The sequence below is a fragment of the Amycolatopsis sp. NPDC049252 genome (assembly GCF_043197175.1).
Classification (GTDB): Bacteria; Actinomycetota; Actinomycetes; order Mycobacteriales; family Pseudonocardiaceae; genus Amycolatopsis.
In genome coordinates, this window is sequence record NZ_JBICSQ010000001.1 from 223613 (window position 1) to 237246 (window position 13634).

A 13634-nucleotide genomic window follows, 5' to 3' on the forward strand; every position below is an offset into this window, starting at 1 on the left:
CCCTGTTTCTCACTCACGACCAGCCGCGGCAGACCAACAGTGCCGCGGCGAACCCGGCCAGCGCCGTGACCGCCGGAACCCACCACCGCCACCGCCACCGGCCGCGGACCGCGGCGCGCAGCGGGCCCGGCTCGGCCAGGCGCTCGGCCAGGTAGGCGTCGAAGGCCGCCGCGACCTGGTCGTCGATCTCGTCGCGCAACCGCGGGCTCAGCTCAGACATGCGCCGGCACCGCCGGCCGCGGCAGCGCCACCGAGAGGCACGCCAGCGCCAGCGGCACCTCCAACCCGGCCATGAGCAGCGAGAACACGACGTCGTCGCCGGCCGTGACGACGTCGAACCAGGCGTCGGTCAGCAGGAGCGTGGCCGTGCCGATCGCGGCGAACGGCATCCGCGGATCGTCGCGGCCGAGCAGCCAGGCCGTCACGAGCAGGCCGAGCGCCTCCGCCGCGTCGAAGCCCGTCCACGCCAGGCGCCAGTGCTGCGCCGAATAGACGTCCGGCAGTGTCATCCCCAGTACCGCGATCCACGGCAGCAGGCACAACCCCGCCGCCCAGAAGACCTTCCGCATCGTCAACCCCCGAAGTGTCGTACCCCTGGAATCCAAGGTAGCCGATTGCAGAGGTTCTTTGCAAACAGTCTCTGTAGTAGGCTCGGGTCATGGTCGAACGTCCCGAACGGCGCGTCCTCACCGGCGCGGATCTCAAGGCCTTCTACAAGGCCCTGGCCAACCCGGTGCGCCGCGACATCCTGTCCTACCTGGGCGAACACGGCGAGGCGAACTCGACGAGCGTCGCGAAGGCCCTCGGCGAGAGCACCGGCACGACCAGCTACCACCTCCGCAAGCTCGCCGACCTGGAGCTGATCGCGGAGATCGAGGAGCGTTCCAGCGGCCGTGAACGCTGGTGGAAGTCGCTGATGAAGGACATCTACACCCCACCGGGCCTGAACCTGACCCCGGACGAACGCGAGGCGGCGCTCAAGCTCGGCGCACTCAAGATGAGCCACGACCTGGGGCTGGTGACGCGGGCGTACGCCGGGTACGACAGTTCGGCCGGCTGGAACCAGATCTACCGCTCCGGCCTGCACCTGACGAAGGACCAGGTCGCGTCGTTCGTCGAGGAGTACCAGAACCTGGTCTGGAAGTACGTCACCGAGCCGGGAAAACACCCGGAGGGCTCGCGCGCGATGGCCGTCCGGCTGGTCGTGGTGCCGGAGGCGGAGTCCACAGAGGACTAGAGGCCGGACACCCGCAGTGTGATGTTCAGCCGTCCGGTCAGCCCGAGCGCCGGGTCCGCCGTGCCCGGCAGCGTCTTCGGCACCCCGTGGTACGCGAGCCGTGACGGGCCGCCGAAGACGAACAGGTCGCCCGAGTGCAGCTCGACGTCGGTGTACGGGCGGCCGCGGGTCTCCGTGTTGCCGAAGCGGAAGACGCACGTGTCGCCGAGGCTGAGTGACACCACCGGATCCAGGCTCCGCTCGTCCTTGTCCTGGTGCAGGCCCATCTTCGCGGCGGCGTCGTAGAAGTTGACCAGCGCGATGTCCGGCGCGTAACCGGCGGCCGGTTCGCCGTACGCGTCCGCCAGCGCACGGCGGCCGAGGTCGCCGAGCCAGCCGGGGAACGGCAGCACCGGCGTGCCCTCGCCAGTCGTGCGCGAGTAGCCGTAGGCGTACCAGTGCCAGCCGAGGCAGACGGACTTCACCGACATCACGCCGCCGTTCGGCAGCCGGGTTTGGCGGTAACCGGACCACCCGCGGCAGGCCGCGACCAGCTCGCGCTGCGCGTCGAAATCGAGCCAGTCGGGCAGGTGCACCGCACCGGGCGCGAGCTCGGCCCGAGGGCGCGGCAGAAGAGCGTCCACTACGCCGATTGTGCCAGTGTTGACAGCCGCAGGAGACGTCCCAACGGACCACCGGGGCGCTCCTGCGGCCGAATCCCCTCGCACTGGACCGCCGTGATTGGACGTTCTCACACCTGAATGTCACATGCCAGCGCGGTTCAGCTACGAACCGATCACTTGACCACGGCGCCGCCGATCACTCACCGAACGTGACCACGGTGACGCCCGCCCGCGCCGGCACGGGGTCGTTCATCGCGGCCAGCGCGGCCGGGACGTCGTCGAGCCCGATCCGGGCGCCGATCAGCGCGGCCAGGTCGATCCCCGACGTCTCGACGACGCGCAGCAGCTCCGGGTACTCGTGGGCCTGCAGGCCGTGGATCCCGACCAGTTCCAGCTCGCCGCCGACGACCCGGTGCATCGGGATCGGCGCGACGCCCTGCGCCGGCGGCATCAGCCCGGCCTGGACGTGCCGCCCGCGTTTGCGGAGGCTGCCCACCGACGCCGCGCAGGTCGACGGCGAGCCGAGGCAGTCGAGCGAGACGTGCGTGCCGCCCCCGGTCAGGTCGCGGACGTGCTCGGCAACGGCCTCGGGCCCGTCGAACGCCGACGCGTCGACCGTCAGGGTCGCGCCCGACTTCGCCGCCAGCTCCAGCGCGGCCGGCGAGACGTCGACCGCGACCACCTTCGCCCCGGCCGCGACGGCCAGCAGGACGGCGGAGATCCCGACGCCGCCGCAGCCGTACACCGACACCCACTGCCCGGCGGTGACCCGGCCCTGCCGCAGCACCGCGCGGAACGCCGTGCCGAACCGGCAGCCGAGCGCGGCCGCCTCGGCCGCGCCGAGCGAGTCAGGCAGCGCGACCAGGTTGACCTCGGCGTGCCCGATCGCGACACGCTCGGCGAACGACCCCCAGTGCGTCGCGCCCGGCTGGAACTCGCGGTCGCAGATCTGCTGGTCACCGCGGGCGCACTGGGCGCACGTGCCGCAGGCGCAGACGAACGGCACGGTGACACGCGCGCCGAGCGCCCAGCCCCGCACGCCCTCGCCGAGCGCGACGACACGGCCGGCGAGCTCGTGCCCGGCGACGTGCGGCAGCGTCACCGCGCTGTCGTGACCCTGCCACGTGTGCCAGTCGCTGCGGCAGACGCCGGTGGCGTCGACCTCGATGACCACGCCACCGGGCGGCGCGACCGGTTCCGGCACGTCCCGGACGACGAGCGGCGCGCCGAACTCCTCCATGACCACAGCTCGCATGCCGCGAGCCTAGCCGCTCACCTGAGCGGCACCGCCCCGAATCCGCTCACTTGAGCACCGGCAAGGGAAAATCGCTCAGTTGAGCGGTGGCGGGTGCGGGTGGAAGCGCGTGCGCACCCGCGGTGGTCCGAGGAGCTTGCTGAGCGAGCCGTCGGGCACGTTCAGGATGTCCTCGAGGTTTCTCAGCGCCTCCAACGATTCCGCCCGCTCGGGCCGGCACCGCCCGGACTGCCAGTGGCTGAGGGTGGCCAGGCTGACCGTGGTTCCCCTGCCGCGCAAGCGATAGCGGATCCGGTCGAGGCCGAGGCCACGCACCCGGATCGCCGCACGCAGTGCCACGGCGAAGGGCCCGGCGGCCAGCAGCCGGTCGAGTTCCGCCAGTTCCCCCCGGTCGATCGTGTGTGTTCGCTGACCGGTCATCACATCGCTCCGAAGCACTCCCGAATACGGAAAGTTGGAGCGTAAGCCTGCCTCGGCAAGATCGGAAGAGCTCTCACCCACCTGCGAACGCCCCGGAAGTCCTGACGTGGTCCGCGATCGCGGCGAACGGTTCCGCGTAGCCGGAGTTGACCGTGACGTAGGAAATCCCCCACCGGTCCCGCCAGTGGCGGAGCTTTTCCCTGGCACGGCCCGGATCCGATGGCAGCACGGTGACAGCGCCGGCCGCTACGAGCTCCGGGACGTCCAGCCCGGCGAACCGCGCGACCTGTGGTGACGGCTCCTCGCCGACGGCGATCAGATTCACCCCCAGCTCGATCTCCGGCAGCCGCGGCCCGGCCAGTCCTCGGAATCGATCCACAATGGACTGGGCCTGGTCCTCGGTGGTCGCCGGGTGCCAGGAGAAGGTGACGATGTCGGCTTCTTGCGCGGCGAGCGCCAGCATTTTCGGCCCGCTGGCGGAGAGCAGCAGCCGAGGGCGGTCGATCGATCGTTTGAGGTGCGCGATCGTTTCCGCCATCCGTGTGACGCGCTCACCCGGCGAGGGGAACTCCCGCCCGAGCATGGCGGCGTGCGTGCCGGCGTCCGGCCGCCCGGCGCCGAGCCCGAGCTCGAACCGGCCGCCGGTCTGCCGGTGCAACGTCTGCGCCTGCCAGTCGAGCGCCCGCGCGTCCCGGAACGGATCGGCGAGCACGTAGGTACCGAGCGTGATCCGCCCGGTGACCGCGGCAGCCGCCCCGAGCAGCACGAAGGGATCGGCCCCGGCGACGGGATCGGTGGCGAGCAGGGTGTCGAACCCGAGGTCCTCGACCCGCCTCGCTTGAGCGGTCCAGGCAGCCAGATCAGGCGAGTAACCGGCGACGACGCCGAAGCGGAAGGGAGAGATCATGCGCCCATGGTCGGCGGCGCGAGCGTGTCACCACATCCGTTCCACGACGTCACCCGGACGTACGCGCACCGACGTCAGGCGTGCTCGCCGCAGGTCACCTTCCGTAACACGCGCGCTGATCAACACGTCTCTCTGCACAATCACGGCACAGAGAGCGAGCCAGACAAATGACAGCCGACCCGAACACCTACCAGCCGCCACCGCCCGAACCGGTCTCGCAACCCGACACGGTCTCGCAACCCGCGCACCGCAGCCGCAAGCATCTCTTCATCGTGCTCGGCGCTGCGGCCGTTGCGGTACTCGCCGCCGTCCTGATCATCGTGTTCACGACCTCCGGCCCGTCGTCCGTTCACGGCACGCTGTCCCTGCTGTGCGACATGAAATGCACCAAAGCCGCAGCTGACGGGTATGACGGCTACGGCGACCTGAGCAACGATTCGCAAGTCACGCTCGTGGACGAGACCGGGAAGGTCGTGGCGACCACCGAGCTGCACCGCACCCCCGGCGAAGAAACGAAGATCGTCGACGGCATGTGGGTGCGCACGTTCACCTTCACGTTCACCGATGTGCCGAGCGCCGACCGCTACGGCGTGCACCTCGGCAACAACAACCGCGGGACCCTGTGGAAGAGCGCGGACGAGACCGCGCGCGACGGCTTCAGCCTCACCGTCGGTGGCTAACGCAGTGTGACCGACAAGGCCTGCGCGATCTCCTTGCCGATCGCATGGGTGGCCACCTCCGGCGGCGATCCCACCTTGACCACCATCGGGCCGCCGAACGGCTGGCGCTCCACGACCTCGATGCGCTCGCCCAGGTTGATCGCGTGTTCCGTCAGGTACCTGAGCAGCTCCGGGTCCGTGTCCCAGACCCGGACGATCTCGCCGACCGCGCCCGGCTCGAGGTCGTCCAGGATGCGGACCGACAACTCCTCGACGCTGCCGTCCGCGGCCGGGATCGGGTCGCCGTGGGGGTCGCGGACCGGGTTGCCGAGCTTGGCCGCGATGCGCTCGACCAGCCTGTCCGACACCGCGTGCTCCAGCGCGTCCGCCTCGGCGTGGACCTCGTCCCAGGTGTAGCCGAGCTCGGAGACCAGGTACGTCTCGATCAGCCGGTGGCGGCGCAGCACCGACCGCGCGAGCAGCCGGCCGTCGGCCGTGAGCTCGATCCCGCGGTACGGCACGTGGGTGACCAGGCCCAGCTGGGACAGCTTCGTGACCATCCCCGACGCCGAGGACGGACTGACCTCCAACCGTCCGGCGAGGGAGGTGTTCGTGACCGCCTCACCCCGCTCGACCAGGCCGTAGATCACCCGGACGTAGTCCTCGACCGACGAGGACCTCCGGACCGAACCATCTCCCATGCCGCACACGATACGGGGCCGCCTACTTTCTCGTGAAAGTCACGGCCGCCAGCGGTAGCGGATCCAGCCGGGCACGGGTTCCGCGCCGAGCTGGGCGTAGAACGCCTCGCCTTTCTCGTTGCCCGCCTGCATGTCCCACTCGACGCGGCCGGTGGTGCGGTTGCGCAGCTCGTCGAGCAGTTCGCTGCCGAGGCCGAAGCGCCGGTGGGACGGGCGCACGAACAGGTCGTCCAGCCAGATCCCCGGCTTGGCTTCCCAGGTGGAGAAGTTCCAGCTGCAGAAGGCGAAGCCGGCGACGGTCCCGGGCTCGTCGGGCGGGGTCGCGATCAGCACCCAGGCCTTCGGGTCCGGCCCGAACAGGTGCCCGCTCATCTCGGCGCGGTCCAGCTTGAGGTCGTGGTTGTCCTCGTAGACGGCGTGCTCCTCGATGAGCGCGCAGATCTCCTCGATGTCTTCGAAGACGGCGTCGCGGACGGGCATTTCGCCTCCCGTTTCTGTCGGTGGTGGTCGTTAGGGTCGAGCGCGAAGGAGGTGGCCGGTGTCACCGGAGGAGAAGTTCGAGGACCTGGTCGACGAGTTCACCGGACAGCCGGGCATCACGCCACCCGGCACGACCGGCGGGTTCGGGCGCGGTGCCCTGCGCGCGGACGGCCGGATCTTCGCGATGTTCGTCCGCGGGCAGCTGGTGCTGAAGCTGCCGAAGGCACGCGTGGACGAGCTGGTCGAAGGCGGGCACGGCGTCCGGTTCGACGCGAACAAGGGCACCCCGATGAAGGAATGGCTGGCCCTGGCGGCGGACTCGCCGCAGCCGTGGCCGGCCCTGGCGAAGGAGGCACTCGAGTTCATCCGGACGAAGTGAGACATCAGGCCTGGTAACGCAGTTCGCCGCCGACGGCGGTGGCTTGCACACTCAGGTCGTCCAAAGCGGACTCGTCCAGGGGCGAGCCGGAGAGCACGGCGAAGTCGGCGAGCTTCCCGGGCTCGAGTGTGCCCAGGTCCTGCTCGGCGAAGGTCGCGTAGGCCGAGCCGTACGTGTACGCGCGCAGGGCCTCCTCGGGCGTCAACGCCTCTTCGGGTGCGAAAGGCGCGCCGGACGCCGTGCGCCGGCGCACCATGTCCGCGAGGGCGAGCAGCGGGTGGCCGTCGACCACCGGGCGGTCCGACGACGCCGGGAGCACGCAGCCCGCGTCGAGGACGCTGCGCAGCCGGTAGCACCACGGCACGCGGGCCTCGCCGAGCGCGGCGCGCATGCCGTCGCCGAGCTCGTTGACGAACCGGCCCTGCGGTGAGGCGAGCAACCCCAGCGACGCGAGCCTGGTCAGCTCGGCGGGCTGAAGCACCGCACAGTGCTCGATGCGGTGCCGGTGGTCCGCGCGCGGCGAAGCCTTCAACGCGGCTTCATAGGCGTCGAGGACGACGGTGATCGCGCGGTCGCCGATCGCGTGCGTCGCGATCTGCCAGCCAGCGTCGTGCGCGCGCCGGATCGTGCGCGCGATCTCGTCCTCGGGCACCTGGAAGTAGCCGACGTTGCCCGGCTCGCCGTCGAACGGCTCGTGCATCGCGCAGGTGCGCCCGACCAGCGAACCGTCGGCGAACAGCTTCATCGGGCCGACACGCAGCCACTCGTCGCCGAGGCCGGTGCGCAGGCCGAGGTCGAGGCCGAACCCGGCACCGTCGGGCAGGTCGTGGAGCACGCTCGCGGCGACCATCACGGTGCTGCGCACGCGCAGCACGCCGCGGTCGCGCGCGAGCTGGTAGGCGGCCAGTTCGGCGGGTGTCTCGCCGACCAGCCCGCCGCCGATCCCGGCCTCCTGGACGCTCGTGATGCCTTCGGACAGGTACCGCTCCGACGCCCGGTCGAGGCCGCGGACGACCTGCTCCACGGGTGTCGGGTAGGTCAGCGGCCGCAGCAGCAGCTGGGCCTGCTCGCGCAGCAGGCCGGTGGGCGAGCCGCCGGCGTGCACGACGTCGCCGCCGACCGGCACGTGGGTCAGGTCCAGCTGATCGAGCACGGCCGAGTTGACCACGGTCATGTGCCCGGACGTGTGCTTCAGCCGCACCAGCATCCCGGGCGCGGCGCGATCGAGGCCGTGCCGGTCCGGGTGCCCGCCGGCGAGCTTGTTCTGGTCGTACCCGCTGCCGATCACCCAGCTGCCGGGCGGCAGCGTCGCGGCCCGCGCGGCGACGGCGTCGTAGACCTCCTCGACGCTGCGGCAGCCACCGAGCGAAACGTCGTCGAGCGCCATCCCGAACCAGGCCATGTGGTTGTGCGCGTCGTGGAAGCCCGGCACGACGAACCCGCCGCCGAGGTCGACGCGGCGGCGCGCGGACACCCCGAGAGCGTCCTCTCCCAGCGCGACGACCCGGCCGTGCAGCACGGCGAGTGCGCTGGTCAAGCCCGTGCCCGTCCACACCAGGGCGTTTTCGTAGACCGCATCGACCCGCATGGTCCAGAGGCTATCGATCGATCGATCGAACGTCTAGCATCGGCCTCATGCCCACCGTGGACTTCGCCGTCGAGGACGGCATCGCGCACATCCGGCTCAACCGGCCCGAGCGGCTGAACGCGGTCGCCGCCGTGCTGGTCGACGACTTCCTCGCCGCCCTCGACGCCGCCGCCCGCAGTGACGCGCGCGTCGTCGTGCTGTCCGGCGAAGGCCGGGCCTTCTGCGCCGGCCACGACCTCAAGGAACCCACCCCGGCGGGTGATTCGCGGGCGCGGCTCGACCGGCTCCAGGACGTCACGCGGCGGCTGCGCGCGCTGCGGCAGCCGGTGATCGCGGCGGTGCACGGCTACGCGATCGGCGCGGGCGCCGAGTTCGCGCTCGGCTGCGACCTGATCCTCGCGGCCGAGGACGCGGTGTTCGCCTTCCCGGAGGTCTCGCTGGGCCTGAGCGTCACCGGCGCGGCGTCGCGCCTGCTGCCGCTGCTCGTCGGCCCGCTCAAGGCGAAGGAACTGCTGCTGCTCGGTGCGCGCTTCGACGGCCGCAAGGCCGCCGAGCTGGGCATGGTCAACGCGGCCGTGCCCGCCGACCAGCTCCAGGCGGAAGCGCTTAGCTGGGCGAAACGGATCGCCGAGCACCCGCCGGCCGCCGCGGCGATGGCGAAGCGCGTCCTCGACGCCAGCACGGACATCGAGCCCGCGCTGGAGCTGGAGGTCAGCCACGCGCTGATCACCGAACACTCGGCCGCGGTCGCCGCGTCCACGGAGGCCTTCCGGAGCCGGACGTGACGCCGCCGGCCGAGATCGGGACGCTCGCCCAGCTCGTCGCGCGCGCCGCCGAGCTGTGGCCGCGGCGCACGGCGTGGATCTTCGACGAAACCGGCGAGCGGTTCACCTTCGCTCAGGTGGACGCCGAAACGTCACGCATCGCCGCCGCCCTGACCGAACGCGGGATCGGCCCGGGCGAGCGGGTCGCCGTGATGCTGCGCAACCAGCCCGCGTTCCCGCTGATCTGGCTCGGCCTGGCCAAGATCGGCGCGCAGCTGGTGCCGGTCAACACGAACTACCGCGAGTTCGACGGCGCCCACGTCCTCCGCCACTCCGGTGCGAAGCTGGTCGTCGCGGCGCCGGAGTTCACCGAGCTGCTCGACCGGATCAGCCTGGCCGAGGTGATCACCCCGGACACGCTCCAGGCGGCACTTCCACGTGAAAGCGCCGCCTTCACACCGGTGCCGGAAACGCCGGTCAACATCCAGTACACCTCGGGCACCACCGGCGCCCCCAAGGGCTGCGTGCTGCCGAACCGCTACTGGACGACGCTCGCCGTCAGCCTCGCCACCGACTTCCCGGCCGTCGGCGAGGACGACGTCATCCTCACCGCGCAGCCGTTCCACTACATCGATCCACAGTGGAACGTCGCGCTGGGGCTGGCCGGCGGGGCCACGCTCGTCGTGCTGGACCGGTTCCACCCCAGCACGTTCTGGGCGAAGGTCCGCGAACACGGCGTCACGTGGTTCTACTGCCTGGGCCTGATGCCGACGCTGCTGCTGCGCCAAGAGCCGTCCGAAGCCGACCGCGACCACCGGGTCCGCGCGATCTGCGCGTCCGCGATCCCGCACGACCTGCACGCCGAGCTCGAGCGGCGCTGGGGTGTGCCGTGGTTCGAGGCGTTCGGGATGACCGAGACGGGCGGCGACATCCGGGTCGGGGCCGCCGACCACGACGAGACCGTCGGCACCGGCTGCATCGGCCGGCCGAGCCGCGACCGCGAGGTGATGATCGCCGGTGACGACGGGAAGCCGTTGCCGCGCGGGGAAACCGGGCAGCTGCTGATCCGCGGGATCGGCCTGATGCACGGCTACCACGAGGATCCCGCGGCGACGGCGAAGGCCTTCCGCGACGGCTGGTTCTGCACCGGCGACCTGGCCAGGATGGACGACGTGGGCCGCGTCTACTACGTCGGCCGCACGAAGGACATGATCCGCCGCAGCGGCGAGAACGTCTCCGCCGACGAGGTCGAGCGCGCGCTGCTGCTGCACCCGGCGGTGCGGCTCGCGGCCGTGATCGCGGTGCCGGACGAGCTGCGCGGCGAGGAGATCAAGGCGTACGTCGTGTGTGACGGCGAACGTCCGGAACCGGCCGCGCTGGCCGCTTTCTGCGCCGAGAAACTGGCCTACTTCAAGGTTCCCCGGTTCTGGGCGTTCGCCGACGAGCTGCCGCTGACGCCGTCGGAGCGCGTCGCGAAGGGCGAGCTGCGCAAGGTGGCCGACCTGCGCGCCGGCGCCTGGGACACGAAGGCGGAAGCATGGCTGTGAGCAGTCGCGAACGCGTGCGCGCCGCGGCGGTGAAGCTGTTCGCCACCAAGGGGTTCCACGGCACCGGCATCCGGGATCTGGCCCAGGAGGCGGAACTCTCCTCGGCGAGCCTCTACCACTACATGGGCACCAAGGAGGATCTGCTCGCGGAAATCATGCACACCGCGCTGACCCGCCTCCTCGACGCCGCCCGCGAAGCGACCGCCGGCAGCCCCGATCCGGTGCATCGGTTGCGCACGCTCGTCGCGCTGCACGTGCTCGCGCACGCCGTCGGTCCGGCGGAAACCCGCGTGGTGGACAACGAAGTCGACGTCCTGTCCCCGGCCGCGCGCGCACCGGTCGTCGCCCTGCGCGACGGTTACGAACGGCTTTGGGCCGCGGCCATCGACGAAGGCGTGGCGGCCGGGGTGTTCCACACCGAACACCCGGCGGTCACGCGCCTGGCATTGCTGGAGATGTGCAGCGGCGTCGCGCGGTGGTACTCCCCGCGCGGCCCGCTCGCGCTGGACCAGCTCGCCGAGCACTACGCGGAGCTGGCGTCACGGGCCCTGGGCTGCACGTCCTCGCCCGGTGTAAGCAACCTCGCACGGTGCCGGGAAATCGTCGCGAAAGAGTGGGGGCTGTCCGTTTAGCGCCGCTTTTACCTGTGTACGCCTTGCCCAGACGGCGCAGGTGGGGGACGCTCGAAGGGTGACTGAGGAAACGATCCAACTGGAACTGGACGACTCGGGTCTCGCGCCGGGCCTCCCGACGCCGGCACACCCCCGCGATCAGGTGCAGGACGTACCCTACCGCCCGGTCGAGTTCCGCGATGACGATCTCCCCACCGCCCTGGAGCGGTGCTCCAAGTGGCTACGGCAGGCGCAGGAATGGCTGGGCGAGCCCCTCGACGTCCTGGCCATCCACCTCGACTACGACGACCGCCAGGGTTCGCCGTACTACGACGTGAAGCTGCTGTGCAACGAAGAGGACCTGGCCGGCGTACCGATCGCCATCCGCAACAAGAAGTAGCCCCAACGCCGCGAGGCCGCTTCCCGGAGATCCGGGAAGCGGCCTCGACTGCGTCCGGGGGTCCTCAGCCGAGCACGCCGCCGACCTTCACGTGCCCCTTGAGCAGGTTGCGCGCGATCGTGCGGCGCTGGATCTCGTCGGTGCCCTCGTAGATGCGCAGCAGCCGCAGCTCGCGGTACCAGCGCTCGACCGGCAGCTCGCGCGTGTACCCCATGCCGCCGTGGATCTGCAGCACGCGGTCGACGATTTCGTTGGCCTTCTGGCCGCCGTACAGCTTCGCCATCGACTGCGCGTGCCGCGAGTCGACACCCTGGTCGACCTGCCAGGCGGCGTTGAGCACCAGCCAGCGCAGCGCTTCGAGCTCGACGCCGGAGTCGGCGATCATCCACTGGATGGCCTGCCGCTCGGCGATCTTCTGCCCGAACGTCTCGCGGGTGTTTGCGTGTTCGATGGCCATGGAGATCAGCCGCTCGCACGAACCGATCGCGCGCGCCGGCAGCAGGTAACGGCCCTGGCCGATCCACTGCATGGCCAGCTCGAAACCGCGGCCTTCTTCACCGAGGATCTGCGTCTCCGGGACACGGACGTCCTGGAAGATCAGCGACGCCGGGCCCCACTCGCCCATGGTGTCGATGTACTCGGACTTCCAGCCGGCCTCGCGGTCGACCAGGAAGCACGTGACACCGCCGTTCGCGCCCTTCTCGGGGTCGGTGATGGCGAAGACCATGGTGAAGTCGGCCTCGTTGCCGCCGGTGATGAAGGTCTTCTCGCCGTTGATGACCCAGTCGGTGCCGTCTTTGCGGGCGGTCGTCCGGATGGCCTTGGCGTCCGACCCGGCGCCCGGCTCGGTGATCGCGAAGCAGGACTTGCGCTCGCCCGAGATGGTCGGCAGCAGGTAGGTCTGCTTCTGCTCTTCGTTGGCGTGGAACAGGATGTTGTCCGCGGCGCCACCGAAGCGGAACGGCACGAAGGTGCGGCCGAGCTCGGCCTCCAGCAGCGCGGCCATCACGGCCGAAAGGCCCATGCCGCCGTACTCCTCGGGGGTGAACACGCCCCAGAAGCCGGATTCCTTGGCCTTCAGCTGGAGGTCCTTCAGCTCCTCGCCGGTGAGGCCGGGCTGGTGCGCTCGCTCGCGGCGCAGGACCTCCTGCTCGAGCGGGATCAGCTCCCGCTGGACGAACGTGCGGACCCAGTCGCGCACTTCACGTTCTTCGGTGCTGAGTGAGAAATCCATCCGAGCTGCTCCTCCGACACTGGCTAAGCGACCGCTTAGTCCGAGGGTACCTCCTGAGAGCGGGATTACCCCAGTCCTGTCCCCTGATTCGTGACAAGCGCCGCGCGGCCCGGGAGGATCGGGGTTGTGATGGAGATCGTCGTCCGCTGGTCAGCGCCCCTGCCCGCCGAGCCGCAGTTCCTGCGCCTGCTCGACGACGTCGAACAGGGCCGGTTCGAGGCGTACCGGCAGGACGCGGACAAGCGCCGCTTCCTCACCGGCCGCGTCCTGGCGAAGACGGTCACCGCGGAGCGCCTCGGCGTCCCGCTGGAGTCGGTGAAGTTCGACGCGACCTGCGAGGACTGCGGCAAACCGCACGGCAGGCCCCGCATCCCGGGCGCGGACCTGACGTTGTCCATCTCACACTCGGGCGACCTGATCGGCCTCGCGGCCACCCCGGCGGTCCCGGTCGGCCTCGACGTCGAGACGGCCACCCGCAAGGCCGACGACGGTCTCATCGAATACGCCCTGAGCCCCGCCGAGGCCGGGCACCTCGCAGGCCTGCTGCCCGAGGAGAAGGCCGCAGCGTTCTTCGTCTACTGGACGCGCAAGGAAGCGGTGATGAAGGCCACGGGCAAGGGCCTGAAGATCCCGCTGCAGAGCATCACGTTCTCCCGCTACGACGAGCCGGCCCGCCTGGTCTCGTCAGGCGACCCGGCCCTGGACCCGGCCCGCACGAGGCTGGCGGACCTGAAGGCCGCGGACGGCTACCGGGCGGCGATCGCGGTGCTGACCACCGACGAACTGTCGGTGACCGAGGAACACTGGGTGCCCTGACGAAGACGCGGAGCAGAAGGTCGACCACGAGCAC

18 protein-coding genes are annotated in these 13634 nt (G+C 70.7%); 8 read left to right on the top strand and 10 right to left on the bottom strand.

The features are described 5' to 3' along the window. Positions 1 to 13: 13 nt before the first annotated feature. Entirely contained in the window at positions 14 to 220 is a 207-nt protein-coding gene (locus ACGFMK_RS01095; protein WP_392755939.1) for a hypothetical protein, read from the bottom strand. After that, positions 213 to 569: a hypothetical protein gene (locus tag ACGFMK_RS01100; RefSeq protein WP_392757545.1), complete on the bottom strand. Its 357-nt coding sequence runs from the start codon at positions 567 to 569 to the stop codon at positions 213 to 215. Before ACGFMK_RS01100 ends, ACGFMK_RS01095 begins: the two co-directional genes overlap by 8 nt. Positions 570 to 658: 89 nt before the next feature. Between ACGFMK_RS01100 and ACGFMK_RS01105 the strand changes: the two genes are divergently transcribed. Next, a complete protein-coding gene (locus ACGFMK_RS01105; RefSeq protein WP_392755941.1) occupies positions 659 to 1237 on the top strand; it encodes an ArsR/SmtB family transcription factor in 579 nt (192 codons plus the stop codon). Here ACGFMK_RS01105 and ACGFMK_RS01110 read toward each other — a convergent pair. The 4 genes from ACGFMK_RS01110 to ACGFMK_RS01125 all read right to left on the bottom strand — a co-directional run bounded on the left by ACGFMK_RS01110 (position 1234) and on the right by ACGFMK_RS01125 (position 4418). Further along, positions 1234 to 1860: an alpha-ketoglutarate-dependent dioxygenase AlkB family protein gene (locus tag ACGFMK_RS01110; protein WP_392755943.1), complete on the bottom strand. Its 627-nt coding sequence runs from the start codon at positions 1858 to 1860 to the stop codon at positions 1234 to 1236. The two genes, ACGFMK_RS01105 and ACGFMK_RS01110, sit on opposite strands and share 4 nt — an antisense overlap. A 175-nt stretch (positions 1861 to 2035) precedes the next feature. Continuing rightward, on the bottom strand, positions 2036 to 3094 hold the full coding sequence (locus ACGFMK_RS01115) for a zinc-binding dehydrogenase (protein ID WP_392755945.1): 1059 nt from the start codon (positions 3092 to 3094) through the stop codon (positions 2036 to 2038). Between the two features lie 75 nt (positions 3095 to 3169). Continuing rightward, positions 3170 to 3514: a transcriptional regulator gene (locus ACGFMK_RS01120; protein ID WP_392757548.1), complete on the bottom strand. Its 345-nt coding sequence runs from the start codon at positions 3512 to 3514 to the stop codon at positions 3170 to 3172. 73 nt (positions 3515 to 3587) lie between these two features. Next, positions 3588 to 4418 (bottom strand): LLM class flavin-dependent oxidoreductase, encoded by an 831-nt coding sequence (locus ACGFMK_RS01125; protein ID WP_392757550.1) that lies wholly within the window; start codon positions 4416 to 4418, stop codon positions 3588 to 3590. Positions 4419 to 4588: 170 nt separating this feature from the next. Between ACGFMK_RS01125 and ACGFMK_RS01130 the strand changes: the two genes are divergently transcribed. Then, positions 4589 to 5101 carry a hypothetical protein gene (locus ACGFMK_RS01130; RefSeq protein ID WP_392755948.1) on the top strand — a complete coding sequence of 171 codons (513 nt, stop codon included), beginning with the start codon at positions 4589 to 4591 and terminating at the stop codon, positions 5099 to 5101. On the opposite strand, the gene ACGFMK_RS01135 is transcribed toward ACGFMK_RS01130, so the two are convergent. After that, a complete protein-coding gene (locus tag ACGFMK_RS01135) occupies positions 5098 to 5781 on the bottom strand; it encodes a metal-dependent transcriptional regulator (protein WP_285476768.1) in 684 nt (227 codons plus the stop codon). The genes ACGFMK_RS01130 and ACGFMK_RS01135 overlap by 4 nt on opposite strands. Positions 5782 to 5820: 39 nt before the next feature. Beyond that, positions 5821 to 6261, bottom strand: a complete 441-nt coding sequence (locus ACGFMK_RS01140) for a GNAT family N-acetyltransferase (protein WP_392755952.1) — start codon at positions 6259 to 6261, stop codon at positions 5821 to 5823. Positions 6262 to 6319: 58 nt separating this feature from the next. Between ACGFMK_RS01140 and ACGFMK_RS01145 the strand changes: the two genes are divergently transcribed. Then, the gene (locus tag ACGFMK_RS01145) at positions 6320 to 6640 is read left to right on the top strand and encodes a hypothetical protein (RefSeq protein WP_392755955.1); all 321 of its coding nucleotides are present in this window, start codon (positions 6320 to 6322) and stop codon (positions 6638 to 6640) included. 4 nt (positions 6641 to 6644) lie between these two features. Here the strand turns inward: ACGFMK_RS01145 and ACGFMK_RS01150 are convergent, their stop codons facing one another. Beyond that, positions 6645 to 8228, bottom strand: coding sequence for an amidohydrolase (locus ACGFMK_RS01150; protein ID WP_392755958.1), 1584 nt, complete (start codon positions 8226 to 8228; stop codon positions 6645 to 6647). 47 nt (positions 8229 to 8275) lie between these two features. Here ACGFMK_RS01150 and ACGFMK_RS01155 point away from each other — a divergent pair, with 47 nt between their 5' ends. From ACGFMK_RS01155 to ACGFMK_RS01170, 4 genes are read left to right on the top strand one after another with little or no spacing between them, the layout of a single operon-like run. Next, positions 8276 to 9013, top strand: coding sequence for an enoyl-CoA hydratase/isomerase family protein (locus ACGFMK_RS01155; protein WP_392755960.1), 738 nt, complete (start codon positions 8276 to 8278; stop codon positions 9011 to 9013). After that, on the top strand, positions 9010 to 10539 hold the full coding sequence (locus ACGFMK_RS01160) for an ATP-dependent acyl-CoA ligase (protein ID WP_392755963.1): 1530 nt from the start codon (positions 9010 to 9012) through the stop codon (positions 10537 to 10539). Before ACGFMK_RS01155 ends, ACGFMK_RS01160 begins: the two co-directional genes overlap by 4 nt. Then, positions 10530 to 11171 (top strand): TetR/AcrR family transcriptional regulator, encoded by a 642-nt coding sequence (locus tag ACGFMK_RS01165; RefSeq protein ID WP_392755965.1) that lies wholly within the window; start codon positions 10530 to 10532, stop codon positions 11169 to 11171. The genes ACGFMK_RS01160 and ACGFMK_RS01165 overlap by 10 nt, the downstream gene beginning before the upstream one ends. 58 nt (positions 11172 to 11229) lie before the next feature. Further along, entirely contained in the window at positions 11230 to 11550 is a 321-nt protein-coding gene (locus ACGFMK_RS01170; RefSeq protein ID WP_155540761.1) for a hypothetical protein, read from the top strand. A gap of 64 nt (positions 11551 to 11614) precedes the next feature. Here ACGFMK_RS01170 and ACGFMK_RS01175 read toward each other — a convergent pair whose 3' ends face one another. Next, positions 11615 to 12784, bottom strand: a complete 1170-nt coding sequence (locus tag ACGFMK_RS01175; protein WP_323324054.1) for an acyl-CoA dehydrogenase family protein — start codon at positions 12782 to 12784, stop codon at positions 11615 to 11617. 129 nt (positions 12785 to 12913) lie between these two features. On the opposite strand from ACGFMK_RS01175, the gene ACGFMK_RS01180 reads away from it, so the two are divergent. Further along, on the top strand, positions 12914 to 13600 hold the full coding sequence (locus ACGFMK_RS01180) for a 4'-phosphopantetheinyl transferase family protein (RefSeq protein WP_392755969.1): 687 nt from the start codon (positions 12914 to 12916) through the stop codon (positions 13598 to 13600). Positions 13601 to 13634: the final 34 nt, after the last annotated feature.